Origin of the sequence: Rhodococcus sp. YL-1, from assembly GCF_001942025.1 — a bacterium.
Classification (GTDB): domain Bacteria; phylum Actinomycetota; class Actinomycetes; order Mycobacteriales; family Mycobacteriaceae; genus Rhodococcus_F; species Rhodococcus_F qingshengii.
Genome location: NZ_CP017299.1, coordinates 5565250 through 5588894, shown reverse-complemented (window position 1 = coordinate 5588894; position 23645 = coordinate 5565250). Strand labels below are relative to the sequence as shown.

Here is a 23645-nt window from a genome sequence, read left to right as displayed (position 1 = left end):
CTGAGGCTGAACAATAGGGAGGGCTGAAAAGGTTGGGAGACAGGTATTTTGGCGAGAGTGATCCGTGTGCCATCAGTACAGTCTCGACCGGAACCAGTGATCGAGGCTGATCATGTCGATCTGGTGCATGTCGAGACTCAGCTGGGCAGCAGCTTTCACCGCGTCGGCGCGGGGGATAGAGTTCTGGGGCAGAGTCCAGTTGGTCTCCCGTGCATGTTGCTCGAGAAGGTCGATGACTGTCCGCGGGACAGGCTCGTTGACGTGAAGTGTTGAGCCGTAGCGAAATTGCTGTTCTATCGACAACTCGTAGATGGATCGGGCGAGTAGGTCTACGTCGACTACCGACAGGACAGCGCTACCGCCGTCGATGATCGAGTCGAGGCGAGAGACAATTCGCGTCAGTGTCGGAAGAAACCATCTGTCGCCGGGTCCGTACACGAGATGCGGCCGGACGACCAGGCCTCCGGCGTCGCGCACGAACTTCTCGGCGAGAGCGCGCGTGCGACTGGCAGGTGAGAAGGGGCTGAGAGGTGCGCCGTTGACCGGCAAGTCTCGAAACGGTCCCGGCCCGTACACGGCCGCGGTACTGACGTAGAGCAAGCGTTCGACGCCGACGTCGGCGGCCATCGACGCAACGTTCTGTACGCCGTGTTGGTTGACGTGAACGCACTGTTGTTCGTCGTCGCCCACGTACGACACGCAACAGATGACGGTCGACGCCTGACTCATTGCAAGTCGTAGAGAAGCACTTTCGTTGATGTCGCCGATCACGGTGGCGATTCCTTCACGGCCGAACTGTTTGGCTGCGGTGGCCGTGCGAACGAAACCGATTGCAGCGTTTCCGTCGCGGGAAACCAGCTGTTTCATCACTGCGGAGCCGATGAAACCAGTGGCCCCGAGTACCAGAGTCGTCACGGTGTGTCCGTGTCGAGAGCGTTGCTGCGAGCTCTTTCGACGTATCGTTGAGATTCATTCCGTCGGCAACGAGAGCTGGGTAGATCATGCAGGAGCGTGCTGTCCTGACGCGCCAGGCCGTCATTTTGGGTGCTGCGAAGAGCTTCGAGAAGTTCGGGTACTCCGCCAGTTTGGGCACGATCTTGCAGCACGGGGGTGTGTCGAAGGGGGCGATGTATTTTCATTTCGCGTCCAAGGAGGAGCTTGCGCACGCGGTCATCGCAGCGCAGCACGGTATGGCGATGGAGGGTACCCGGCGGGTTGCTGCGCACTCCGACATCGCGGTCGAAACCCTGGTGCTCGTTTCGCAGGAGATGGCTCGGCAGCTTGTGACCGAGCCCATCGCGCGAGGTGGCATGCGGTTGACGATGGAGATCGGCAGTATTCAAGGCCCCATCGAACAGCCGTACCTCGATTGGATCGAGGCTATCAAGCAGGTGGCAACCCAAGCGGCCGAAGCCGGCGATATCGTCCCGGGCACCGATATCGACGCGTTGGCTCGATTTGTGGTGGGGTCGTTCACCGGAGTGCAGATTCTCTCGGAAATGCTGACGGGCAGAACCGATCTGTACGAGCGGTTGAGTCAGATGTGGAACCTGGTGCTGCCAACGATCGTCCGCGAGGACAAGTTGGCGCACGTCATGCAACTGGCGGCGCTTGCACCGAGAGAGTGGGAAGCACCGAGCGCTTGACGTGGTAGACGCGACGAGAAGAACGTGTTCGTTCCCTCTCATGATTGGTCCGCAACTGTAATTTCGAGTTCCGCGGTGGTTTCCAGTTCTTGAGTGAACCGAACTCGGTGCACATGGCCCGACGCGTCAAGGGGGATCGTTGACACCTCGCACGGCGTTTCCCATTCAGTGAACCTCGGAAAGACCGCCGAGAGTGAGGCGATCTTTGTTGCTGGGTTGCCGATGTGAAATCGGAGCGCTTGTCGGGCGGCCTCGAAAAGTATCATTCCTGGGATGTGGTCGACGGGGTGGTCGAAAAGGGAGTGGTTGCGCGGATCGGGAGCGCAGAACATCGCGTGCCGAGCAGGATCAGTGCTGATGAGCACATCTCCATCGGTTAGGCGTCCGACTCGCTCCGATCCGACCACCGCGGCTCCGGAAGGAAGGATGCGTCGGCTCGGGCGGTGGTCTTCTCGTCCTTGCCGAATTCGACGGTATCCCTCGGGGCTGACTCCTCGCGCAACAGCGTTGCATCTGGCGACGTGCCGGTTGCCCTCGCTGAGGATCCCCGACACTTCGACCCCCGAAACCGCTCCGTCGCGATGAGTGAGGTTGTCCACTGTCATCGAGAAACTCAACGGCTCCGCGACTGATTGCACGTCGAGCGCGTCCAGCATCTCGAAGCTGAACCTTTCCATGAGGAACTTGTAGTGCAGTGGAATCTCGTATCGGGTGTGGCACAGAAGCACCACTGCCTGTCGAAATGCTTCTGCCACCCCGAGCGGATCGTGTTGCTCGCTCGATACGTCGAATATCCGGTGCGAGACCGGGAGTTGCACAGCAACCTGGTACGCCGAGTCCGATTCGATCCGGTAGTCCGTCAAGAAAACCTCGGCAACAGCATGTCTGTGGACGAGATGCCGCGGCACTGTGCGTGTGTATTCCATTGATTGAATGCACCTTTCGATGTTCACTCGTGTCTTCGGTGTCGTGTAGGACCTAATATTCGACGTCCGGGCGCGTCATCGAATCGTCAAAATTGACGATCTTTTCGAAGGTCGAGTTCGATCAGGGGCGGCACCCCATCTCGGCGAGTGTGTCTGGGGCACTTCCTGCTAGAAGCGTCCGATCCGAAGTTCCAGTGGGTGTCTGCGTGCGTCGTGACCAGAGCGGCGGAGCATCGCGCATGCCTCCAGCTGGGAATGCACCCCCAGTTTTTGCAGGATGCTTCGGATGTGGGCGCGAACCGTGGTCGGTGCGATGTGGGCGGTTCGAGCAATCGAGTCGACATTCGAGCCTCCGTAGAGAAGGCCCACGATCTCGAACTCGCGATCGGTGAGACTGCTGATTCGTGCGAATTCTTCGGTGCGCAACCGGATGCGTTGTACGAGCGAGGACTTGTCGTGTGCAGACCGAGCGGAGTTGGGGTTGATCGCGGCCTGCAGCTCATCGAGCAGGGATGCGAATGGCAGTTGAGAGTTGAGCACGGCGTGGGCGCCCGCTGCGAGCCCCCGAATCATGGAGTTGCCGCTACTGAGATCGCCGACCAGGACCGATCCCTCGAGCGCGGAGAGCTCCTTCACCTGCCAATCGACGCCCCCGAGTGGTAGGAGAACGAGCGCTCTACCGTGATCGCTGGTGTGATGCCTTAACAGGCTCATGTCTGCGGTTTGTGGCTCGGAATAAGCCCTGGCGCTGATTCCGGCAGCGATTGCATTGGCGAACTCTCGATCGCTATGAGTGGTGTACAGGGTGACTGTGCTGGAGAGTGTCATAGCGACTACATCTCCGGTGGAGGTCCACTCCGCCCGCTCTCTTCGCTGCGGAACCAAAACCGTTGCTTTCAGCGTGGTTTCGTCAGCAGGTTAGCTATCGCAGTGACCTTTCCGCTGATGCGCACGAAGGTTACGGCGATATCGCAGTTGCCCGTCCTCCCATGGAAACTCGCGCGTTCGACACCTGATCGTGGACCTTCGAATTATGCTAGGGCGCTGAATATTTGGGCGATGAGTATCCCGCGTAGACGAGCCATTAGGCGTTCCGTCGACGACGTGAACGACTCCCCAATGGCTCGAGGCATTCAGGCGTCTCGATCGAGTTTCCGCGAGGCCGGTGCGTCGCGCCTCAATGTTCCGTACGCGGCCGGGTCGAGATATTGACTGTTACCGTCAGTTGCACATACCCTGTTCATTGGCGCTGACCTTAGGGAACCCGGCCTGAACCGGCCGATCGTTCTCGGTCACTGCCGACGCCAGAAGTAGCTTCGCGACGACCGACGAAACGAGTTTCCTCATGACACAGCATGTCGACGTACTGATCATCGGCGCTGGCTTGTCCGGAATCGGCGCGGCTTGCCACCTCATTCGTGAGCAGACCGGAAGCACTTACGCGATCCTCGAACGCCGCGAGAACATCGGTGGCACCTGGGACCTATTCAAGTATCCCGGCATCCGTTCGGATTCCGACATGCTCACCTTCGGATTCGGTTTCCGTCCGTGGATCGGAACCAAAGTGCTCGCAGACGGCGCCAGTATCCGTGACTACGTCGAGGAAACCGCCAAGGAATACGGCGTCACCGACCACATCAACTTCGGCCGCAAGGTCGTGGCAATGGACTTCGATCGCGCGACTGCACAGTGGTCCGTGACCGTCCTGGTCGAGGCGACGGGGGAGACCGAGACGTGGACAGCGAACGTCCTCGTCGGCGCCTGTGGTTATTACAACTACGACAAGGGATACCGCCCCGCCTTCCCCGGTGAGGACGACTTCCGCGGTCAGATCGTGCACCCGCAGCACTGGCCGGAGGATCTCGATTACACCGGAAAGAAGGTAGTGGTCATCGGTTCCGGTGCCACCGCGATCACGCTGATCCCGTCGATGGCCCCCACTGCCGGTCACGTCACCATGCTGCAGCGCTCGCCCACGTGGATCCAGGCGCTACCGTCCGAGGACCCTGTGGCCAAGGGTCTCAAGCTTGCACGCGTTCCCGATCAGATCGCTTACAAGATCGGTCGAGCCCGCAATATCGCACTGCAACGCGCCAGCTTTCAGCTCTCACGCACCAATCCGAAGCTGGCGAAGAAGCTGTTCCTCACCCAGATCCGCTTGCAACTCGGCAAGAACGTGGACCTGCGTCACTTCACCCCCAACTACAACCCGTGGGATCAGCGCCTGTGCGTGGTTCCCAACGGGGACCTGTTCAAGGTGCTCAAGAGTGGCAAGGCCGACATCGTCACCGACCGTATCGCCACGTTCACCGAGAAGGGCATCGTGACCGAGTCGGGCCGCGAAATCGAGGCCGACGTCATCGTCACGGCGACCGGCTTGAACGTACAGATCCTGGGCGGGGCGACCATGAGCATCGACGGCGAGCCCGTCAAGCTCAACGAGACGGTCGCCTACAAGAGCGTGCTCTACTCCGACATCCCGAACTTCCTGATGATCCTCGGCTACACCAACGCATCCTGGACGCTCAAGGCCGACCTGGCCGCGTCCTATCTGTGTCGCGTACTCAAGATCATGCGTAAGCGCGACTACACGACTTTCGAGGTTCACGCCGAACCTGAGGACTTCGCCGAAGAATCTCTCATGGGCGGAGCCCTGACCTCGGGCTACATCCAGCGCGGCGACGGAGAGATGCCGCGTCAGGGTGCCCGCGGTGCGTGGAAAGTGGTCAACAATTACTACCGCGACCGCAAGCTGATGCACGACGCCGAGATCGAAGACGGTGTGCTGCAGTTCAGCAAGGTCGATATTGCTGTCGTGCCTGATAGCAAGGTCGCCAGCGCATAGTCGGCTCCACCGGGGGATGGACCGGTCGTACCAGTGGGGACGTCGGAGAATGTGCTGGAGATGTTGCGTCGACGTACCCGCGTCACGGGGTTTGCGATCGGTGAGTTCGCTTCCGTAATCGTCGGTTGTGCACCACCACGGGAAGAACATAGGTAGCGACCATGATCACGGCGAGCAGTCCGAGATAGAGATATGGCCAGGTCCATCCCGCTGCTCGTATGGCCAGCAACGATCCGCCCATGATCAAGGGCATCCCGGCCCCGGCGAGCAGGTCGACGTCACGGGGCGAGACGGGTGGGGTTCCGAGCAGAGGTACGCGGCTGCACGAGTTTTCTCTGATCGTGCGCATCACTGACATGCAGTAGAGGGCGGCGCCGGCGATCGCGATCGCCGCGCCAAGTGCAACTTCGACGACGCCGGTTCTCGCGGACATCAATGCGTAGGCAAACACACCCACCGTTCCCAAAGTGACCGGTGCCGACTTCCAGATCGGCGTCGACTTATGGGTGTCGGCGGGAACACTGACCGGGCGCATCGGTTCGAGAGGCTCCATCAGCTCAGCGTGCCATGCGCCGCTCGGGAAACAAACTGCCTGTGCCGTTTCTGGCAGACTCCGACTGGCTGGCCTGGATGTCGGGACCCCTCACTACGATTCTCATCGTGACCGATTACGACGATCTCGACATGTTCGGTGGCCTCGACGCCTCCTCCCTGCCGCTCCGCCAGCAGCAGATTCTGATGACCATCCGGGATCTCGTGGCTGCCAACGGGTGCACGCCGAGCACACGGCAGATCGGAGACGCGGTTGGTCTGCGCTCGACGTCGACGGTGTCCAAGCACCTCAAGAGTCTCGAAGAGAAGGGCTTCCTCCGTAGGGGAGCGGCCATGGCTCGGCAGTTGGACGTGCGGCCGTTCCTCGTAGGCGCGAAGGAACAGTCGTCGTCGAATACGGTGACGGTTCCGGTCGTCGGTGACATCGCGGCCGGCGCGCCGATCCTCGCGGAGGAGCACGCCGACGAGGTGCTTGCGCTTCCTCGTGAGCTCGTCGGCTCCGGCACGGTGTTCGGACTTCGGGTGCGTGGTGAGTCGATGGTCGACGCAGCGATCTGTGACGGTGACGTCGTCGTGGTGCGCCGCCAGGACGAAGCTCATTCCGGTGAGATCGTCGCCGCGATGATCGACGGCGAGGCCACGGTGAAGGTGCTCCGGCGTCGCGACGGTCACGTGTACCTCGAGCCTCGCAATCCCGCGTACAGCGTCATCGACGGCGATCGCGCGGTCATCCTGGGCAAAGTTGTTTCCGTGATGCGCCGTATCTGAGAGGTGTCCGGTCTCAACGACGTCTGGCGCGGGGACCGCCGTATTCCTCATCGGTGACTTTGTCGCCCCATGTAGTTTCGGTGCTTCCGCCGCCGGGTCCTTCCCACAGCGCAAGGTGGGTCATGAAACGGTCGGGTGCCGCGCCGTGCCAGTGTTCCTCTCCCGCTGGGGTGTAGACGGTCTCACCCGGGTGGACTTCGACGATCTCGCCGCCGCGAGCTTGAACCAGCGCGGTACCGGAGACGATGTGGAGGGTCTGTCCGACTGCATGGGAGTGCCAGTCGGTTCGCGCGCACGGTGCAAAGCGAACCATGTTGGCGCGCATCCTCGACGGCTCCTGTCCGGCGTAGATGACGTCCCACCAGACGTCGCCGGTGAACCAGTCGCTGGGTGCTTTGCTGGTGGGCTGGGGCTTCAAGATTTCCATGAGGTCTCCTCGGAATCGAAAGGGGCGGTTCAGTTCTGCGTCAGCGGAACAAGTCGAATGGTGTTGGGTGCGGCGGCGCGGCCGGTGACGGAGCCGACGATCTGCGGGCCGTAGCGGTCGTATTTGGTGTGATAGGCGGAGTCGATCGACGAGTGGGCATCCGGTGCGGCGGACTCGAACGCCACGTCCCGCTCGATTCCTCCTGCTCGGATTCGGCCCGTTCCACTTGCCGTTGCTCGGACGAACCACGGGTTGTCGGTTCCGTAGGCCGAGCGAACGTACAGTTGGTTGTCGGTACGGACAACCCAAATCGTGACGTACGGCCTTGCGGTTCCGTCTCGGCGGTACGAGGAGACCTGCAACTCCTCGGCGTCGCCGATCTTGGTCAGTTCAGCCTCGGTCCACGAGTGCGACATCTCGGCTTCCTTTCTCCTGGTCGAATTGCTTTGCGGTACTTCGCGTTCTCGTAACCGGGACGATCAGTGCGAGGACGATGACGAGACAGGCGGCGAGCAGGGCGGTGCCTGCGGTGAGAGCCGTTGATACGTGATCGGTGAGTGCCGTTGTAGCGTCGTCGGCAGAGGATCCGGCGCCCGCGGAGACTGCGACGAGGATGCCGAGTCCGAGAGCACTGCCCAGTTGATGTGCAGTGTTGACCAATCCTGATGCGGCACCGGCATCCTCGGCCTGTACCCCGGAGATGCCGGCAGAAGTCAGTGGGGCGAAAGCCAACCCCTGTCCGGCGCCGATCAAGATCATCGGAAGTGCTATCGCAGTGAGGTACGTGCTGCCGGGATGGACCAGACTGAGCCACGCCATCCCGGCCAGGGTGACGGCAATGCCAACCGACAGAATTGCGGAATTTCCGAATCGCGGTGTCAGTCGCGGAATAAGCATCGCCACAGCAAAATTGACGATCGTCATCGGGAAGAAGGCGATGCCTGCTTGGAACGCGCTGAAGCCCATGACGCCTTGGAGTAGCTGAGTCGTGAAGTAGAAGAATCCGATCATGGCACCCAGATAGAGCATTCGGGCGGCGTACGCCCCGGATCGCTCCCGGCTACGGAACAACCTCAGTGGCATGATCGGCTGCTCCGCTCTCGCTTCGTTGAGGAAGAGCACGGTCAGTAGTATCGCCCCGGCCGCCAGTGTCGCAACGGTGATCGGTGAGGTCCACCCCGCTTCGGCCGAGTTGACGGTGCCGAAGACGAGCGCGGTCATCCCGAGTGTGGCGAGAACAGCGCCGGCCACATCGAAACGTCCGGAGTTGGGCTCGGTTTCCGGAATGAACCGGGGAGCGAGAGCGATCATCGCGATACCGATCGGAACGTTGATGAAAAAGCCTGCGCGCCAAGACACCCAGTCGGCAAGGGCGCCGCCGATCACGAGTCCGAGGCTGGCGCCTATTCCCGCAGCAGCGCCGTACCAGGCAACAGCGCGCGTTCGCTCCGGGCCGGGCGGGAAACTGGCGGTCAGCAGTGACAGCGACGCCGGGGCGACCACTGCTGCTCCGACGCCTTGGAGAGCGCGCGCTGCGATGAGCCACCAACCGTTCGGCGCGACCCCGACGAGAAACGACGCAATCGCGAAAATCGCGAGACCGGCCACGAATACGCGACGACGGCCGAAGATGTCCCCGAGACGAGCACCCAGCAGGAGAAGCCCGCCGAACACCAGGGTGTAGGCGTCCTGGACCCAGGACAGCCCGGTTGCCGAGTAACCCATGCTGCTTTGGATGCTGGGTAGCCCGGTGAAGATGATCGAATTGTCGAGCAGGATCATGAAATAGCTGATCAGAATGATCGCCAGGATCGCGGTGGGATTGATGCGACCGGCAACAGGACGGGTGGCAATGTGGGTCACGCGCATCTTCTTCGCAAGTGGTGGACTTTCGCAAGTGGTGGACTACGGGCGGACGAGGACCTTCAACGATTCACGGGAGTCCATGGCTCGGTAGCCTTCCGCTACGTCGTCGAGTCCGACGGTGTGGTCGAAGACCTTGCCCGGCTCGATCTTTCCATCGAGCACATCCGGCATCAGCTCTTCGATGTACGCGCGCACCGGGGCCGGTCCACCGGTGAGTGTGATGTTGGGTCCGAAGAGTGTCCCGAATCCGATTGGAGCTTCTTCGTATTGGGGTACTCCGACTCGGCTGATGATGCCGCCCGGTCGGACAACTCCGAGCGACTGCTCGTAGGCAGGCATGTGACCTACCGCTTCGAGGACGACATGAGTGCCGTCGCCTCCGGTCAGTTCGCGGACTTTCTCGATGCCCTCGTCTCCACGTTCGGCAACCACGTCGGTGGCTCCGAACTCGAGACCGAGATCCGTGCGGGTCTTGTGGCGCCCCATGAGGATGATGCGCTCGGCGCCGAGGCGTTTGGCGGAGAGCACTGCCATCAGCCCCACGGCTCCATCGCCGATGACCGTGACCGTCGTGCGTTGGTTGACGCCACCCTTGACCGCCGCGTGATAGCCGGTGCCGAAGACGTCGGAGAGTGTGAGCAGTGACGGTAGGAGTTCGGAATCCTCACCGACCGGCGCCTTGACCAGGGTGCCGTCTGCCAACGGCACTCGGATGGCCTCTGCCTGACCGCCTCCGATCCCGTTTCCGGCCCAGAATCCACCGTGTCGGCAAGACGTCTGCAAGCCTTCGCGGCAGAAGTCGCACGTCCCGTCGGACCAGGCGAAGGGGGCGATGACGAAGTCGCCCTTCTTCAACGTGGACACCTCGCGACCGGTCTCTTCGACCACTCCGACAAATTCGTGGCCCATCGGGGAACCACCGGGCGTGGCCGGCATGTTGTGGTAAGGGTGCAGGTCAGAGCCGCAAACGCACGCCCTGACGACCCGCACGATCGCGTCCGTCGGCTGCTGCAGTGCCGGATCGGGCACGGTCTCGACTCGAACGTCTCCGGCGCCGTACATGATGGTTGCTCGCATGGTGTCCCCTCTTGCTTCTGGTGTCGCGTGCTTCGAAGTCGACGTTTCGGCGTGGACCGGTCGACTGCAATCAGTCAACGCCGCGCCTCGCGGGCGCGGGAGTGTCTGTTGTTCCAGGTAACGGCAGTACCTCCCTCGGTCTTCTCCGCTCGAGTAACGTGAACTGCATGGACAACCGAGCCGAGATCCGCGAATTCCTCAGCTCCCGTCGTGCTCGCATCACACCCGAGCAGGCAGGGCTGCCGGCCTACGGCGGGAACCGTCGCGTCAAGGGGTTGCGCCGTGAGGAAGTCGCTCTGCTCGCCGGTGTGAGCATCGACTACTACGTGCGCATGGAACGCGGAAATCTGGCGGGAGCGTCGGACTCGGTGCTCGAAAGCCTTTCCCGAGCACTGCAACTCGACGAAGCCGAAACTGCCCATTTGTACGACCTCGCGAAGGCCGCCAGTGCAGGCGCACCGAGTAGAAAGCGGCCCGCCCCCAAGGGCGTGAGCCCGGCGATTCAGCAGATACTCGACGCCATCACCGACGCGCCGGCGTGGGTACGTAATGCCAGGCACGACATGCTGGCGGCCAATCGTATGGCGCGCGCGTTGTATTCGCCGGTGTTGGCCGATCCACGTAGGCCGGCGAACAACGCCCGGTTCGTGTACCTGGACCCGGCATCGCAGGACTTCTTCGTGGATTGGGAGCGCGCGGCAGACGACATCGCCGCGATGCTCCGCTCGGAAGCGGGGCGCAATCCCCATGACAGGGCGCTGACCGAGCTCATCGGTGAACTTGCCACTCGCAGTGAGGTATTCCGCACCCGGTGGGCGAAACACAATGTGCGCTTTCATCGGACGGGATTCAAGAAGGTTCGTCACCCCGTCGTCGGAGACCTGGAGCTGAACTTCGAGGCGATGGAACTGCCGTCCAATCCCGGGCTGACACTGCTGGTCTACACCGCGGCGCCGGGGACGCCCACGGCTGACGCACTCAAACTCTTGGCGAGTTGGGCGGCAACCCAGGATCAGCTGGATCCGGCGAACGACAGCGAAGCGGCGCTCTGAATTCGATCGACAGGTAATCGTGTCGATTCAGCTCAGATGCGTTACTGCCCAAGCTACCTGGTCTCCACCTCGTCGTTTCGCCCGATACATCGCGTTGTCGGCGTCGGCAAGAATCCGATCGATGGTTCCCGAAGCGTCCGGGATTGTCGAGGACAGCCACACGCTGGCTCCGACGCTCACGGAAATCGACTGCCGGCCGGCGGGCCGCGATATCGAATTGTGAATGTCCACCACGGTTTGTTCGATGCGACGTGGCTCCACGGGCATGAGAATCACGAACTCGTCGCCGCCAGTCCGCGCAACCAGCCCGACCTCTCCGACCACCGAGTTCAGGCGCCGGCCGACTGTCACCAGCATCCGATCGCCTTCCGCGTGACCCAGTTTGTCGTTGACGCTCTTGAACGAATCGACATCGATCACCACCGCAAGGACTACGTGTCCTTGGAGTTCGCCGACACCGAACAACTGTTGCCAGACATTGTGCAGCCCACGTCGATTCAGGGCAGCGGTGAGTGGATCACGCCAAGAGTGTCGTGCGTCGTCGGTCAAATACAGGACGAGGAAATGCACGGTCATCGAGGCTGAAGCGATAACACACCCGATGACGAATCCAGTGGACACCGACAGCGAAGAGTCGGTATCCGGATCGGTTACAGCACGAATTGTCAGTAGCGCAACGACGAACAGCGCGCCGGTGATCTGTGCTGTGACTATTCGAGGGCTGTGGAATACCGACGAATAGTTCGCGACGACCACGAACAGGACGGTGCCGGTCAATGCCAGGAAGCTCGAATGGATTCCGGCGAGAAGTATCAAGGACAAGCAGATATTGGTGAGCGAAACGAAACGAACGGATTGATGGTGACTCGGCCAAGACCGTCCGAGTGACCAGCGAATCATGCAGTAGAGCGCGATCATGCATGCTGCGCCCGCCGCGAGCCGTTCAGGGAGCTCGGTTGCGCCACCCTTCACGAATTGAGCCAGTACGGCGAGTGCCACGAACACAGCACACCAAAAGGTGACGACCACCCTGGCTGTCCCCAACATCGATCGAGCAGCCAGGAACCTCGGGAACCATTCGCCGTCGTACGCAAGAGACCACCAGCGACTCAACAGTCCAGTTGTTTGACGAATGTTCTGCCCCAACCCCGCAGCGCCACTGACTCCCATGAAACCCCCTCCGAGATCTTGCGAAAATTCCCGGAAGATTCTTCGTCAAGATTTGATCCCCGAACAAGGTACCCGATAGTTGAACGATGGATTGCCGTCTCGTGGGGTGTGGGCTGCTCTAGGGTGTGATCGGTGTGGTCAGGATCTTTCTGAGTGCCGGAAGGTCCAGGTTTGCAGCAAGATCTGCAATAGTGACCCCCGACAGCGATGCGCGCCAGGCTTTTTCGGCGTCGGCCATGACCTTGGCGATTCCGCAGGCGGAACGGCACTGCTCCGGTGGAGCGGCGAGGATTCCTTGCTGTCGAATCTCCGTGCACCGGAACGCAGGTTCGGTGCCGTCAACGGCCTGTACGACGTCGAGAACGGTGATCTTCTCGGGAGCCCGGGTGAGAACGTACCCGCCGTCTCGGCCCTCGGTCGGATTGACCAGGTCGGCGTGCGCGAGCGCTCGCAGATGCTTCGCCAGGTATGTCTTCGACACCCCGTGAAGTTCGGCGAGTCTGGCTGTGGGTACCGGCCCCTCGGACTGGCTCAGAACCACGCAGCAGTGGAGTGACCACTCCACGCCTCCGGAAAGCTTCATGATTGGACTCTATCGACGCCGCGGAAAGCGGTGCGGGCCGGACGTCGCTCGAGTTGTCGACGTCAGGCCTTCTCGGCAAGCCACGCGTCGTATGTTGTCGGCGCGATCCATGCATCTGCACCGGGCGTCGGGGTCAGTGCCGAGTTGTCGAGTTTCGCGCCGAAGTAGCCGGCTTCGGGATCGGAGATAACCGAACGCTTGTCGCCGGTGACGAGGAACAAGCGCCGGACCAGTTCGTCGATGCCCAGCGGTTCGGGTCCGGCAATCTCGACCGTGCCGTTTTGCGGCGCGCCGGTCACTACCTCGGCGACGTGGGACACGACGTCTCGAGACGCGATGGGTTGCAGATGTCCCGGCGTTGCGTGGACGGCGCCGTCGGTGGTTCCCGCGTCGGCGATTCCGGCGACGAACTCGAAGAATTGGGTCGATCGGACGATCGTGTAGGGGGTCGGGCCCGCATTGACCAGGTCTTCCTGGGCGACCTTGGCTCGCATGTACCCGGAATCGGGCAGTCGATCGGCACCCACGATGGACAGTATGACGTGGTGCCCGACGCCTGCCTTCTCTTCCGCGGCGAGGATGTGGCCGGTTCCGTCGCGGAAGAAGGCCAAGACGTCGTCGTCCGACCACGAAGGGGAATTGGTCAGATCCACGACGACGTCGGCACCCTCGACTGCCTCGGCGATACCTGCGCCGGTGGTGATGTCGATCCCGTCGCCGCGACCGAGCGCCTTCACGTCGTGCCCGGCGTCAGCGAGCTTGGCGGCGACCTGGCTTCCGATGAGTCCGCTTCCGAAAATGACGATCTTCATGTTTTTCTCCTTTACTCGGATAAGTAGTGTCCAAGTATACTCGGACACTACTTATCCAAGTCAAGGGTTGCCCGGTCAGTCGAAGAGTTCGGCGGCCAGTGCTTCGTAGGTCGCGATCGGATCACCTTCGGCGGGAAGTGCTTGGATCGCAACGTGATCGGCACCCGCCGCGACATGCTCCCGAAGTCGATCCGCGATGGACTTCGCGGTACCCCGCGCAACCAGGGCGTCGATGACGCGATCGTTCCCCTCGTTGGCCAACTCTTCGGGCGCAAAACCGAGGCGCTCGAGATTGCTCGTGTAGTTGCGCAGATACAGATACGGGTTGGCGACGGCGGGGCGACCGATTGCTCTGGCCTTCTCCGGATCGGTTTCCAGGACAACCTTGTGCTCGGGGGCCAGGATCTTCGAAGGGCCGAGGATTTCGCGAGCTTCGGCCGTGTGTTCGGGGGTGGTCAGGTACGGATGCGCGCCGGCGGCGCGAGCGGCGGACAGTTTCAACACCTTCGGCCCCAGTGCGGCGAGGACGCGCCGCGATTCCGGGACCTGGGCCGCGTCGAGTTCGTCGAGATACGACACGAGTGAGGCGTACGGCTTGGTATAGTCGCCGGTCGCTTCCGGATGTCCGACGCCTACGCCGAGCAGGAATCGCCCCGGGTGCGCGGCTTCGAGTCGGTGATAGGACTCCGCCACCTCAGCCGCAGGTGAGGACCAGATGTTGACGATTCCGGTTGCCACGGTGATGTGCTCGGTCGCGTCGAGAAGTTTCTCGGCGATCCGTAGATCGGCGCGTGGGGAGCCGCCGATCCAGATGGTGCCGAAACCGAGTTTCTCGATCGCAGTTCCCAGCTCGGGCGGCAAACCAGCCGCTCCTCGCCAGATTCCGTAGGTTCCCAGGTCAGGTGTTTTCGTAGTCTCCGTCACAGCGGGTGCAACTCGGCTGCTGCCGGGATCTATTCCTTCCGTCGTCATTTGCCCGGCGCGCGGTAGTCGGTCGGTCGCTTGACTGCCTCGTCGATCTGCTCCGGCGTGAGCAGTGTGATCGACTCCGAGCGTGCTGCACCTGCCGCAGCCGTGCGAATGCTCAATGCGGCTGCCGCGACGTCGTCCGGCAGGTTGCCGATCACGAACATGTCGTGACCGCCCAGTGCGAAGTGGCAGGATTCGACAGTGCCACCGATGCTTTCGACCATTCGCGTTATCGCGTCGCGCCGCGCAGTGCCTCCCTCCTGCTGTAGACCGGCGGCGCCGGAGGGTGAGTACGTCACTTGCCAGAGGTATTTCGGCATTTCCACTCCTAGCTCGGGATGGGTACTTCGATCGTGTACCCGTAGGGCGCTCGGTGGCAATGGGTAGGGGACAATCACGGCATGGTTGGAACTCCGGTGATCGTGACTATCGTGTCCGTGTGTGTAGGTTTTGTGATCTTCATGCTCGCTGCCAGTGGTGCACGCGGAAAGTGGGACCGTCGCCTCGTGATCGCGTTGTTCATCGGTGCGGTGGTGTGCCTGACCGTCGTACCGGTATCCGTCGCGCTCAGCGCCGGAGTTTGAAACACGGAGTGCCAAAACGCTCGAGTGCCGCTTAGTCTGAATCGATGGCAGATATTCGGGTAGGTATCTCCGGGTGGACGTATCCCGCGTGGCGCGGAGATTTCTATCCGAAAGGTCTTGCTCACCGCAAAGAATTGTCTTATGCCGCAGAGAGATTGACGTCGATCGAGATCAACGGCTCGTTCTACGCGCTGCAGAAGCCGGAAAGCTACACCAAATGGCGCAGCGAAACTCCCGAAGATTTTGTGTTCGCGATCAAGGGCGGCCGGTACATCACACACATGAAACGGCTGCTCGACGCCCGTGACGGACTCGCCAACTTTCTTGCCGCCGGAACACTCGCCCTCGGCCCCAAGCTCGGGCCGATTCTGTGGCAACTACCTCCGACGCTGCAGTTCGAATCGCAGCGATTGGCCGACTTCTTCGACGGTCTTCCCTGTACCACACAGGCTGCAGCCGATCTGGCAGCACAGCACGACGACAAACTCACCGAAGACCGAGTGTTCGCCCAGACCGAGAGGGACGTGCCGATTCGCTACGCGGTGGAAGCGCGGCACGCCAGCTTCGAGACCGACGAAGCCGTGGACCTGATGCGCGAGCACTCCATCGGTTTTGTCGTCGCAGACACAGCCGGCAGGTATCCCCGCATCACCACTCCTACTGCCGATTTTGTCTATGTGCGGATGCACGGGGACAAGGAACTGTATGCGAGTGGTTACACCGACGAAGCTCTGGACAAGTGGTCCAAGCGCTTTCGGGATTGGATGGACGAGGGCCTCGACGTGTACGTCTACTTCGACAACGACATGAAAGGCTTTGCGCCGCACAACGCAATGTCCTTGTTGGAGCGGCTGCGCTGACGGATCGCCTGGCCTGTCGGTGGGATGTGGAAGGCTTCCGCATGAACACGAGGACCGAGGAGATACCACGATGACGCCAGAACAGCGGACGCCAGAACAGAGCTGGCCGACGCATTGGCCGAAGGTCGCCCGTGACATCGCCGATGCCACGGCCGACGCACTCGCCGCGGTGCGAGCGGCAAATCGTGACGGACTACTCGTGGCTGTCGAGGAACTGCGCGGGCTCTCGTTCGAGCAGGTCAGCTCGGTTCACGCGGCGATCGTGCGCGAATTGCTCGAGGACACGCATCCGGACGGCTTGTCCAGCGAGGACGTGCAGGATGCGCTCACCGCCTGCGCCAAGTCCACGATCGTGTGGCTGCCGGATCTGGACGTGCAGGCGCTCGCTGCGGTCTACACCGGGGCGCTCGGGATTTCGGATCTGGAAGACGATTCGTTCCGCATCGGGCACGGCGCGTACCTGCGTTCGGCGGTTCTGGTCATCGGGAGTTTGTCGACCGGAGTGAAGAAAGCTCAGAGCGCGTACATTATTCGTGCAATCGACGAAATCGCACGTGCTCAGACCATCGAGATGCCCTGAGCGTCAGTTCGTAAATCGAATTAGGCTGAGGTCATGTCCAAGATCGCCAGCGCAGATCGTGTGTCGTTTGCCGAACTCCTCGAGTTCATCAGGCCGCGCCATCGGGCCACGTTCGTCACGGTGAAGAGATCCGGCGAGCTGCAGATCTCTCCGGTGACGTGCGGGGTCGACGACGAGGGTCGGATCGTCATCTCCACGTACCCGGAACGGGCCAAGGCCGCGAATGTCCGCCGCACCCCGGCGGTGTCTCTGTGTATCCACTCCGACGAGTGGAATGGCCCGTACGTCCAGGTGAACGGAACCGCGGAGTTGATCGACCTCCCGGACTCGGTGGAACCGTTGGTCGACTACTACCGATCCATCGCCGGTGATCATCCGGACTGGGACGAGTACCGCGAAGCCATGCGCAAGCAGGGTAAGAGCCTGATCCGCGTCACCGTCGACTCCTGGGGTCCGATCGCAACAGGCGGGTTTCCGCCCGGACGCTGACGCTATCGAGTAGGCGGCGAGAGTTCGACTACATGCGCGTCTTTGGCGGCCAGCGGCTCTTTGCAGTGCGCGCACACAACTTGGGCGTGCAGGATCTCACCGCAACGGTGTTCGACGACGGTTGGCGGTGGACCCGTCGTCGCAAAGGCGTCCCCCCATTCCATGAGCGCCATCAGAATGGGATAGAGCGCCTTCCCTGATTCGGTGGCGACGTATTCGTAGCGCGGTGGATGGTCTTCGTAGCGTCGCTTCGTGAGGACGTCGGCGTCGACAAGGGTGCGTAGACGCGCGGCGAGGATGTCGCGGCTCGCACCCGTGCCCGCGGCGATCTCGTCGAACCGTCGTTGCCCGAGGGCGATTTCTCTGAGCACCAACAGTGACCACTTCTCGCCGACGACCTCCAAGGCGTTGGCGATGGAGCAGTTGCGTCCTTTTGTCGCCGTCATCTCTGGGCCCCTGTTAGTTGGAAATGTTAGTTGGGAATTCCAACTTAGCACTTGACGGCATGTATTCGAGGGCGGAAGGTAGGTCGAGAAATCCAACGGAGCAGATGAGGGGTCGTCATGACGGAATTGAATCTCGAGGCAGCAAGCGGATTTGTCAGCGCTGCCGGATTGCAACTGGACGAGGTGTCCGGCACGAAGGTTGTCGGGCACATCGATCTGTCCGAGGAGCATCACACGCCGTGGGGCGTAGTCCACGGCGGTGTCTACACGACCGCCGTCGAGTCCGCCGCGAGCATCGGGGCCAGCACTGCAGTGGCGGACCGTGGCGAATTTGCCGTCGGAGTGCACAACGGAACGGATTTCCTGCGGGCGCGTACGGGTGGGCGCGTGGACGTCGTGGCTGTGCCGATACAGCAGGGCCGGGTTCAGCAGTTGTGGTCGGTGGTCATCACCGATCCGGAATCGGGCAAAGAGGTGGCGCGCGGTCAGGTGCGTTTGCAGAACGTGCCGCTGCCGAAGTAGGTCAGTCCCAGATCCCCGAGTCGATGTTGAGTGAGATGCGTTTGAGCAGTGCCGTCAGTTGGGCACGTTCGTCCTCGTCGAGTCCGGTGAGTACTTGACGGTCTCGCTCGACGCGTCGGGGAAACTCTGCCTCGACCAATGCGCGACCGGCATCGGTGAGTTGAAGCAGAACCACTCGTCCGTCGTGTTCGAAGCGCTGACGCTCGACAAAGCCCAGCTTGGCCAGGCGGTCTGCGTGTTTTGTGGTGGCGGCGCCGCTGACCATCGTGACGGCGGTGACTTCGCTCGCCCGCAGGGGACGGTCACTGCGAGCGAGTGCACTCATCACGTCGAATTCGGCGCGAGAGACCCCGCTGGACGCCAGTGCGCGGTCGAGCTGGTGAAGAGACTGCGCGTTGATGCGGGCGATCCGGCCCATCACTTCGACGGGGGCGGTGTCGAACTCCGGGTAGGCGCGCTTCCATTCGCGACGGACTTTGTCGATGAAGTCGTCTTCGGATCTGTTCGCCGCGCCCATGGCCCCATCTTAGCGACAGATTTCACATTACTTCACAAGTAATTTACTAGTGAAATAAATGTATGCTGGGTGGGTGACCCGAACCGAAACCGCAGCCAGGACGCCCAGCCGTCTCACTCATTCGAGTGAAGCCATTGCACATACCGTCTCCGGGGCGACGTGGCGAGCGGCCTTTCGCGTCGGATCTGCCGACGCGACCATCGCCCCCGCGATCAGGGTCGGGCTCGCCACCGCCGTAGTCCTCGTGGTCGGCGGACTGCTCGGGCATCGGGAATTGGCCGGCTTCGCGGCCTTGGGCGCGCTGTGCGCCGCGTTCGGCAGGTACGAGCCGTATCCACGGTTGGCCGGCAAGCTGGCAATGGTGGGTGCTGCACTGGTGGTTTCGATTGCCTTCGGCGGCGCCATGGGTGTCGCGGGCGTTCCGATGTGGTTGCAGATCGGCATCCTCTCTTTGCTTGCGGGTGCGTCGTACTGCTTCATGTCGGGCTTCCGGATCACCGGACCAGGGCCCGTCATCCTCGTCTTCGCGGCGACCGGTGCAGCCGGATATGCCTCCAGCGTTGATGATTTGGCGCGGTTGGTCACTGCCGGTGCGCTCGGAGTTCTGGTCGGTTGGGCGGCCGCGATGCTCCCAGCGCTCGTACTGCCGATGGGACCCGCCCGCCTGGCAGTTGCCCGTGCAGTCTCTGCGGTGGGGCGTCTCGAACAGTCCGGAGCAGGCGGAGTGGAACCGGCGCTCGGATCGATTGCCAACGCCCGCTTGGTTATTGCGTCGAGTGGCCGGATCAAGTCGACCGTCGATCACGGACGCGAACTGGTGGCGGTGCTCGACGAAGCAGAAGCGGCAGTTCAGGAGTGGCAGTTGCACGGCGACGCCACCCTGATTCGCAGCATTGCTCGGCACGAGAAGGAGCTTCGGAAGCTCAAGCGTTCCAGCATGATCGAACACGATCTCGCACCGGCAAAGAACCTGGCCGCGCCCGAAGGCTATTTTCTCGAAGGATTGAATCGGCTGTATTCGCGCCCGGTGCGGATGAATGCTCTCCGCATCGTGGCAGCGTCGGCTCTGGCCGGTTGGCTCGCGGCGGGAGCCGGGTTGGAGCATCCGCTCTGGGCGTCGATGGGTGCCATCGCCGCGATGCAGGGGCTGAACTACAAGCAGACCGTCCAGCGTGGGATTCAGCGGTTGGTGGGAAATGTCGGTGGCGCCGTCGTCGCTGCTGCTCTCATCGCATTGACGCTCGGCTACTGGCAAGCGGTTGCCGTGGTCGTGATTCTGCAGACTGCTGCTGAGCTGCTCGTGATCAAGAACTATGCACTGACATCACTGGCCGTCACCCCGATGGCACTGCTCCTCATCGGTTTCAGTGCTCCGATCGGGACCGAAGCGGCAGTGGCTCGCGTCGCGGACACTCTCATCGGCGTGGTGATCGGAGTTGTCGTCGCCGCTGTGACGATCAGTCGATCGGATCGCCACCACGTCACCGTGTAACCGGTACTGCCGTGTTTCCGGTACTGCTGTGTTTCCGGTACTGCTGTGTTTCCGGTACTGCTGTGTTTCCGGTACTGCTGTGTTTCCGGTACTGCTGTGTTTCCGGTACTGCGTAGGCTCCTGCAGGTGGAGGACAGCACGCCGGTCGACGGCCGGAAACTGCGTTACCAGCATCGCCGTGCCGAATTGCTCGAGCAGGTAACCGCGTACGTCACGGCGAACGGCGTCGGTGAACTGTCCATGCGGCCATTGGCCAAGGATCTGGGGATCAGTCATGCGACACTCATCCATCATTTCGGTTCGAAGGAACAACTGCTCACTGAAGTAGTTGCCACCCTGCGAGACAGCTCTTCTCTCGACATCTCTTCCGGGACCGACATCGTCGAGATGTTGACGAGTTACTGGAATGGGCGCACATCAGCGGAATCGTTGCCGAACTTTCGCTTGATGTTCGAGATCTACGGACAGGCGTTGTTGCATCCGGAGCGGTATCGCGAGTTTCTCGACCATGTGGTGGGGGACTGGTTGGGTGGTTTGGCGGAAGCTGCGCTCGCGCACGGATGTCCACCCGATCGCGCTGATCGCTACGCGACGATCGTGTTGGCGCAGATTCGCGGGTTGACGCTCGATCTGGTGACCACCGGTGACCGCGTCAGAATCGACGCGGCGTTCGCCGAATTCGCGGCCGCGATGGGCGCTCTGGCCAGCTCCTGGAAGGCGATCTGACGCTCCGAATGCCGTGACGCTTCAGGCGATCTGCTCGAACAGGGACACGATGATCCCTTCAGGCCCCCGGACGTAGGCCATGCGCACGCTGTTCTCGTACTCGCCGATCCCGCCGATGAGTCCGTAACCGTCCGCAGCCACCGCGTCGACCGCAACCTGGAGATCGCCCACCTCGAAAGACACGTTGCGTATCCCGATCTCGTTGGCCATCGGAGCAGGCGATCCGGGTACGTGCTCGGGCGTGACGAAGGACGAGAGCTCGAGCCGTGATCCTTCGCCCGGCGGGCGCAGCATGGCGATTTCGCACTTGGCTCCAGGGATACCGCAGACGGTTTCCACGAACTCACCCTCCACGGATCCGGTGCCCTCCACCTCGAGACCCAGACCGACGAAGAATGCCGTCGCTGATTCGAGGTCCGCGACGGTGATGCCGATGTGGTCGAAACGCTGTACGTGTGCCATGGACACATCCTCCTACTGTTTTTTCGTGCGGTTCGATGCTAGGTCGGAGTTGGGGCCGGAATCTCGACATATACGTTTCACGAAGCTGCAAGATTTTGCTTGACCGATCGGTTAAACAAAATCTACGATAACGTCCAACGAGGTCGCCCACCGCACGAACCGGAGTCGTCAGACGTGAAATTCCAGTCGAAGTCGTTTGCCCGCATATCCATCGCAGCCCTCTGTGCTGCAACGATCGGCTCCGCCGTTGCTGCGCCCATCGCGTCCGCACAGGCACCGAGCGCGTCGCAAGCCACCGGCACTGTGGTGTCGAGTGAGCCGCTACCGAAAGATCTGTGGATTCCGGGTACCGCCGACGCCAAGCGATTCACGTACTGGACCATCGGTTCCAACGGCGGGCCTGCGCTGAGCAGTGGCGCGTACTACGTCCCGGCCGGTCCGGCACCGGAAGGCGGGTGGCCCGTCATCGCCTGGGCGCACGGCACCACGGGACTCGACGATTCCTGTGCCCCTTCGCTGGTCGGTCCTGGCCTGCCCGAGCGTGACTACCCCTACCTGGGGCGTTGGCTCTCCGAGGGCTACGCCGTCGTCGCCACCGACTACGTCGGTCTGGGTACACCAGGGCTGATGCCGTACCTCGACGGAAAGGTGGAGGCGCACAGCGTAGTCGACTCGGTCAAGGCGGCACGGGTCATCGACTCCTCGATCTCGAATCGTTGGGCAGTGGTCGGGCAGTCGCAGGGCGGCGGTGCGGCCATCACGACGGCCCGCTACGCAACCGAGTATGGAGGGGATTCGCTCGACTACCGCGGTGGCGTGGGTACCGGAGTGCCGGCCAACATCGAGTTGACCCTCCTGCCTGCCGGTCCGGGCTTCCCTCCCATCGCCCTCGGCGGCGGGTTGACGTCGTACGCGCTCTACATCCTCGCGGGCTTGCGGGAAGCGCACCCCGAGATCGACTTGAATTCCTACCTGAACGACTTGGGAAGGGAAAAGGTCGACTCGGCCGAAAAGCTCTGCGCCGCAGACCTGGACGAGGCATCCAAGGATCTGGTCCTCGGTGACATCTTCTCCCGCCCGCTCAGTCAGATCCCGAACTTCCAGGGTCTGCTGAACGATTACATGGGTGTACCGACCAGTGGATACGATCGCCCCATCTTCATCGGCCAGGGCTTGCTCGACGTGGATGTCCCTGCACCGTCTGCGCTTTCGCTGGTTGCAGCGTTGGTGGCCAACGGTGAACCGGTCACGTTCAAGACATACAACACCGACCACAGCGGCGCTTTGGTCGAATCACAGGCTGACACGATTCCGTTCGTCGCGAACCTGTTCCGTTAGATATATCGAGAATCCAACTCATCCGAGGGGCGCTGTCGCACAACTGCGACAGCGACCCTCGGTCATTTCTGTGACTCCTTGATTGCGTTCAGCCGCGCCTCGAGGCCGTCGAGGACACGGTCGAGTGTGTAGCGATAGTGTTCTGCCCGTGTTGCTTCCGCAGCATCCGGTGGACCGGCGAACTTCCCGATCAGTGTCTCCATCGATGAACGAGGATCTGAGGGTCCGTCGTTACTTAGTCGTTCCAGCATCGCGCTGTGATCGGGTGAAGGCTGTCCGCTGGGAATGCGCCTGGCGTCGTTCATGGCGATCAGTGTGATTGTCGAGGTGAAGGCGACGGTGTAAGCCTGAGCGGCTTCTTCCCCGAACCCGGCGTCGATCAGCGATGCCAATCCGGCCTCCATGAGTTCCCGGCTGCGCTGGGTGGCAACTCCGTTCATCAGCAGCCACTGTGCCGCGCCTGGACACTCGATCAAGGCCTCTCGCATCTGCAAGAGCAGATGCGTCAGCCATCGACGCCAATCTTCTTGTGCAGATGGCACGTTCACGGCCGACACCGCACTGTCGACCACCGCAGCCGAGAGTGCGTCCCGATCTCCGACGAGTCGATAGACGACGGAGAACGACGTATCGAGTTCGCCGAGCAGCTGCCGCAGCGACCAGCCCTCGACTCCGTGCTCGCGACTGAGCCCGAACGCCACGGTCAGCACCGCGTCCGCAGTGATCCCGGTGTTGTAACTCCGGCGGCGCTGTGATTTCGCGGCGGACTTCTTGTCAGGTGATGGCGCAGTCATGGTCCGACCGAGCTTAGTGGCGTCGGATCGGTGTGCGTAGTCGACGCAAGCGATTGACGGATGTACTTAGGTGAGGTTAACTTGCCAAATCCGAGCAGTGCTCGGATTTATGCGAACCCCCCGATTTTTCGAAGCTGAAGGA

29 protein-coding genes are annotated in these 23645 nt (G+C 61.9%); 12 read left to right on the top strand and 17 right to left on the bottom strand.

Annotated features, from left to right (window positions below):
* Window positions 1-72: 72 nt before the first annotated feature.
* Window positions 73-915 carry an NAD-dependent epimerase/dehydratase family protein gene (locus BH682_RS26050; protein ID WP_030536480.1) on the bottom strand — a complete coding sequence of 281 codons (843 nt, stop codon included), beginning with the start codon at window positions 913-915 and terminating at the stop codon, window positions 73-75.
* A gap of 86 nt (window positions 916-1001) precedes the next feature.
* Between BH682_RS26050 and BH682_RS26045 the strand changes: the two genes are divergently transcribed.
* Window positions 1002-1646 (top strand): ScbR family autoregulator-binding transcription factor, encoded by a 645-nt coding sequence (locus BH682_RS26045; protein ID WP_003940238.1) that lies wholly within the window; start codon window positions 1002-1004, stop codon window positions 1644-1646.
* Window positions 1647-1684: 38 nt separating this feature from the next.
* Here BH682_RS26045 and BH682_RS26040 read toward each other — a convergent pair whose 3' ends face one another.
* Both BH682_RS26040 and BH682_RS26035 read right to left on the bottom strand, forming a co-directional pair.
* Window positions 1685-2572 (bottom strand): ScbA/BarX family gamma-butyrolactone biosynthesis protein, encoded by an 888-nt coding sequence (locus BH682_RS26040; RefSeq protein WP_063315604.1) that lies wholly within the window; start codon window positions 2570-2572, stop codon window positions 1685-1687.
* A gap of 168 nt (window positions 2573-2740) precedes the next feature.
* Complete coding sequence (locus tag BH682_RS26035) at window positions 2741-3400, bottom strand: LuxR C-terminal-related transcriptional regulator (protein ID WP_003939969.1); 660 nt, start codon at window positions 3398-3400, stop codon at window positions 2741-2743.
* Between the two features lie 517 nt (window positions 3401-3917).
* Between BH682_RS26035 and BH682_RS26030 the strand changes: the two genes are divergently transcribed.
* A complete protein-coding gene (locus BH682_RS26030) occupies window positions 3918-5417 on the top strand; it encodes a flavin-containing monooxygenase (protein WP_003940522.1) in 1500 nt (499 codons plus the stop codon).
* 82 nt (window positions 5418-5499) lie between these two features.
* Here the strand turns inward: BH682_RS26030 and BH682_RS26025 are convergent, their stop codons facing one another.
* Window positions 5500-5970, bottom strand: a complete 471-nt coding sequence (locus BH682_RS26025; protein WP_054781331.1) for a hypothetical protein — start codon at window positions 5968-5970, stop codon at window positions 5500-5502.
* 77 nt (window positions 5971-6047) lie between these two features.
* Between BH682_RS26025 and lexA the strand changes: the two genes are divergently transcribed.
* On the top strand, window positions 6048-6737 hold the full coding sequence (lexA, locus tag BH682_RS26020; RefSeq protein ID WP_174519486.1) for a transcriptional repressor LexA: 690 nt from the start codon (window positions 6048-6050) through the stop codon (window positions 6735-6737).
* A 13-nt stretch (window positions 6738-6750) separates the two neighbouring features.
* Here the strand turns inward: lexA and BH682_RS26015 are convergent, their stop codons facing one another.
* From BH682_RS26015 to BH682_RS26000, 4 genes are read right to left on the bottom strand one after another with little or no spacing between them, the layout of a single operon-like run.
* The gene (locus BH682_RS26015) at window positions 6751-7164 is read right to left on the bottom strand and encodes a (R)-mandelonitrile lyase (protein WP_064687808.1); all 414 of its coding nucleotides are present in this window, start codon (window positions 7162-7164) and stop codon (window positions 6751-6753) included.
* 29 nt (window positions 7165-7193) lie between these two features.
* On the bottom strand, window positions 7194-7580 hold the full coding sequence (locus BH682_RS26010) for a DUF2255 family protein (protein ID WP_007729735.1): 387 nt from the start codon (window positions 7578-7580) through the stop codon (window positions 7194-7196).
* Entirely contained in the window at window positions 7555-9033 is a 1479-nt protein-coding gene (locus BH682_RS26005; protein ID WP_223304588.1) for an MFS transporter, read from the bottom strand. Before BH682_RS26005 ends, BH682_RS26010 begins: the two co-directional genes overlap by 26 nt.
* Window positions 9034-9069: 36 nt before the next feature.
* The gene (locus BH682_RS26000) at window positions 9070-10107 is read right to left on the bottom strand and encodes a zinc-dependent alcohol dehydrogenase family protein (protein ID WP_075834558.1); all 1038 of its coding nucleotides are present in this window, start codon (window positions 10105-10107) and stop codon (window positions 9070-9072) included.
* A gap of 167 nt (window positions 10108-10274) precedes the next feature.
* On the opposite strand from BH682_RS26000, the gene BH682_RS25995 reads away from it, so the two are divergent.
* Window positions 10275-11159 (top strand): helix-turn-helix transcriptional regulator, encoded by an 885-nt coding sequence (locus tag BH682_RS25995; RefSeq protein WP_064073862.1) that lies wholly within the window; start codon window positions 10275-10277, stop codon window positions 11157-11159.
* A gap of 27 nt (window positions 11160-11186) precedes the next feature.
* Here the strand turns inward: BH682_RS25995 and BH682_RS25990 are convergent, their stop codons facing one another.
* The 5 genes from BH682_RS25990 to BH682_RS25970 form a co-directional block, all read right to left on the bottom strand.
* Window positions 11187-12329 (bottom strand): GGDEF domain-containing protein, encoded by a 1143-nt coding sequence (locus BH682_RS25990; protein WP_007729732.1) that lies wholly within the window; start codon window positions 12327-12329, stop codon window positions 11187-11189.
* Window positions 12330-12447: 118 nt separating this feature from the next.
* A complete protein-coding gene (locus BH682_RS25985; RefSeq protein WP_075834556.1) occupies window positions 12448-12912 on the bottom strand; it encodes an RrF2 family transcriptional regulator in 465 nt (154 codons plus the stop codon).
* 62 nt (window positions 12913-12974) lie between these two features.
* Window positions 12975-13724, bottom strand: coding sequence for an SDR family oxidoreductase (locus BH682_RS25980; protein WP_075834554.1), 750 nt, complete (start codon window positions 13722-13724; stop codon window positions 12975-12977).
* A 75-nt stretch (window positions 13725-13799) separates the two neighbouring features.
* Window positions 13800-14648: an LLM class F420-dependent oxidoreductase gene (locus tag BH682_RS25975; protein ID WP_030536489.1), complete on the bottom strand. Its 849-nt coding sequence runs from the start codon at window positions 14646-14648 to the stop codon at window positions 13800-13802.
* A 44-nt stretch (window positions 14649-14692) separates the two neighbouring features.
* On the bottom strand, window positions 14693-15013 hold the full coding sequence (locus BH682_RS25970) for a GYD domain-containing protein (RefSeq protein WP_007729728.1): 321 nt from the start codon (window positions 15011-15013) through the stop codon (window positions 14693-14695).
* A gap of 81 nt (window positions 15014-15094) precedes the next feature.
* On the opposite strand from BH682_RS25970, the gene BH682_RS25965 reads away from it, so the two are divergent.
* The 4 genes from BH682_RS25965 to BH682_RS25950 all read left to right on the top strand — a co-directional run bounded on the left by BH682_RS25965 (window position 15095) and on the right by BH682_RS25950 (window position 17206).
* Window positions 15095-15277, top strand: coding sequence for a hypothetical protein (locus tag BH682_RS25965; RefSeq protein WP_003940600.1), 183 nt, complete (start codon window positions 15095-15097; stop codon window positions 15275-15277).
* A 44-nt stretch (window positions 15278-15321) separates the two neighbouring features.
* On the top strand, window positions 15322-16137 hold the full coding sequence (locus BH682_RS25960) for a DUF72 domain-containing protein (RefSeq protein WP_075834552.1): 816 nt from the start codon (window positions 15322-15324) through the stop codon (window positions 16135-16137).
* A gap of 70 nt (window positions 16138-16207) precedes the next feature.
* The gene (locus tag BH682_RS25955) at window positions 16208-16717 is read left to right on the top strand and encodes a hypothetical protein (protein WP_003940463.1); all 510 of its coding nucleotides are present in this window, start codon (window positions 16208-16210) and stop codon (window positions 16715-16717) included.
* A gap of 33 nt (window positions 16718-16750) precedes the next feature.
* On the top strand, window positions 16751-17206 hold the full coding sequence (locus BH682_RS25950; RefSeq protein ID WP_050656047.1) for a PPOX class F420-dependent oxidoreductase: 456 nt from the start codon (window positions 16751-16753) through the stop codon (window positions 17204-17206).
* A 2-nt stretch (window positions 17207-17208) separates the two neighbouring features.
* On the opposite strand, the gene BH682_RS25945 is transcribed toward BH682_RS25950, so the two are convergent.
* The gene (locus BH682_RS25945) at window positions 17209-17652 is read right to left on the bottom strand and encodes a winged helix-turn-helix transcriptional regulator (RefSeq protein ID WP_075834550.1); all 444 of its coding nucleotides are present in this window, start codon (window positions 17650-17652) and stop codon (window positions 17209-17211) included.
* A 117-nt stretch (window positions 17653-17769) separates the two neighbouring features.
* Here BH682_RS25945 and BH682_RS25940 point away from each other — a divergent pair, with 117 nt between their 5' ends.
* On the top strand, window positions 17770-18174 hold the full coding sequence (locus tag BH682_RS25940) for a PaaI family thioesterase (protein WP_003940256.1): 405 nt from the start codon (window positions 17770-17772) through the stop codon (window positions 18172-18174).
* A 1-nt stretch (window position 18175) separates the two neighbouring features.
* On the opposite strand, the gene BH682_RS25935 is transcribed toward BH682_RS25940, so the two are convergent.
* The gene (locus BH682_RS25935) at window positions 18176-18691 is read right to left on the bottom strand and encodes a MarR family winged helix-turn-helix transcriptional regulator (protein ID WP_003940222.1); all 516 of its coding nucleotides are present in this window, start codon (window positions 18689-18691) and stop codon (window positions 18176-18178) included.
* 58 nt (window positions 18692-18749) lie between these two features.
* On the opposite strand from BH682_RS25935, the gene BH682_RS25930 reads away from it, so the two are divergent.
* Both BH682_RS25930 and BH682_RS25925 read left to right on the top strand, forming a co-directional pair.
* The gene (locus BH682_RS25930; protein WP_007729716.1) at window positions 18750-20183 is read left to right on the top strand and encodes an FUSC family protein; all 1434 of its coding nucleotides are present in this window, start codon (window positions 18750-18752) and stop codon (window positions 20181-20183) included.
* A 126-nt stretch (window positions 20184-20309) separates the two neighbouring features.
* Window positions 20310-20909, top strand: a complete 600-nt coding sequence (locus BH682_RS25925; protein ID WP_030536496.1) for a TetR/AcrR family transcriptional regulator — start codon at window positions 20310-20312, stop codon at window positions 20907-20909.
* 21 nt (window positions 20910-20930) lie between these two features.
* On the opposite strand, the gene BH682_RS25920 is transcribed toward BH682_RS25925, so the two are convergent.
* Complete coding sequence (locus BH682_RS25920; RefSeq protein ID WP_007729713.1) at window positions 20931-21371, bottom strand: VOC family protein; 441 nt, start codon at window positions 21369-21371, stop codon at window positions 20931-20933.
* Window positions 21372-21545: 174 nt separating this feature from the next.
* Here BH682_RS25920 and BH682_RS25915 point away from each other — a divergent pair, with 174 nt between their 5' ends.
* Entirely contained in the window at window positions 21546-22709 is a 1164-nt protein-coding gene (locus tag BH682_RS25915; RefSeq protein WP_007729711.1) for an alpha/beta hydrolase family protein, read from the top strand.
* Between the two features lie 62 nt (window positions 22710-22771).
* On the opposite strand, the gene BH682_RS25910 is transcribed toward BH682_RS25915, so the two are convergent.
* Window positions 22772-23503, bottom strand: a complete 732-nt coding sequence (locus BH682_RS25910; protein WP_075834548.1) for a TetR/AcrR family transcriptional regulator — start codon at window positions 23501-23503, stop codon at window positions 22772-22774.
* Window positions 23504-23645 lie beyond the last annotated feature (142 nt).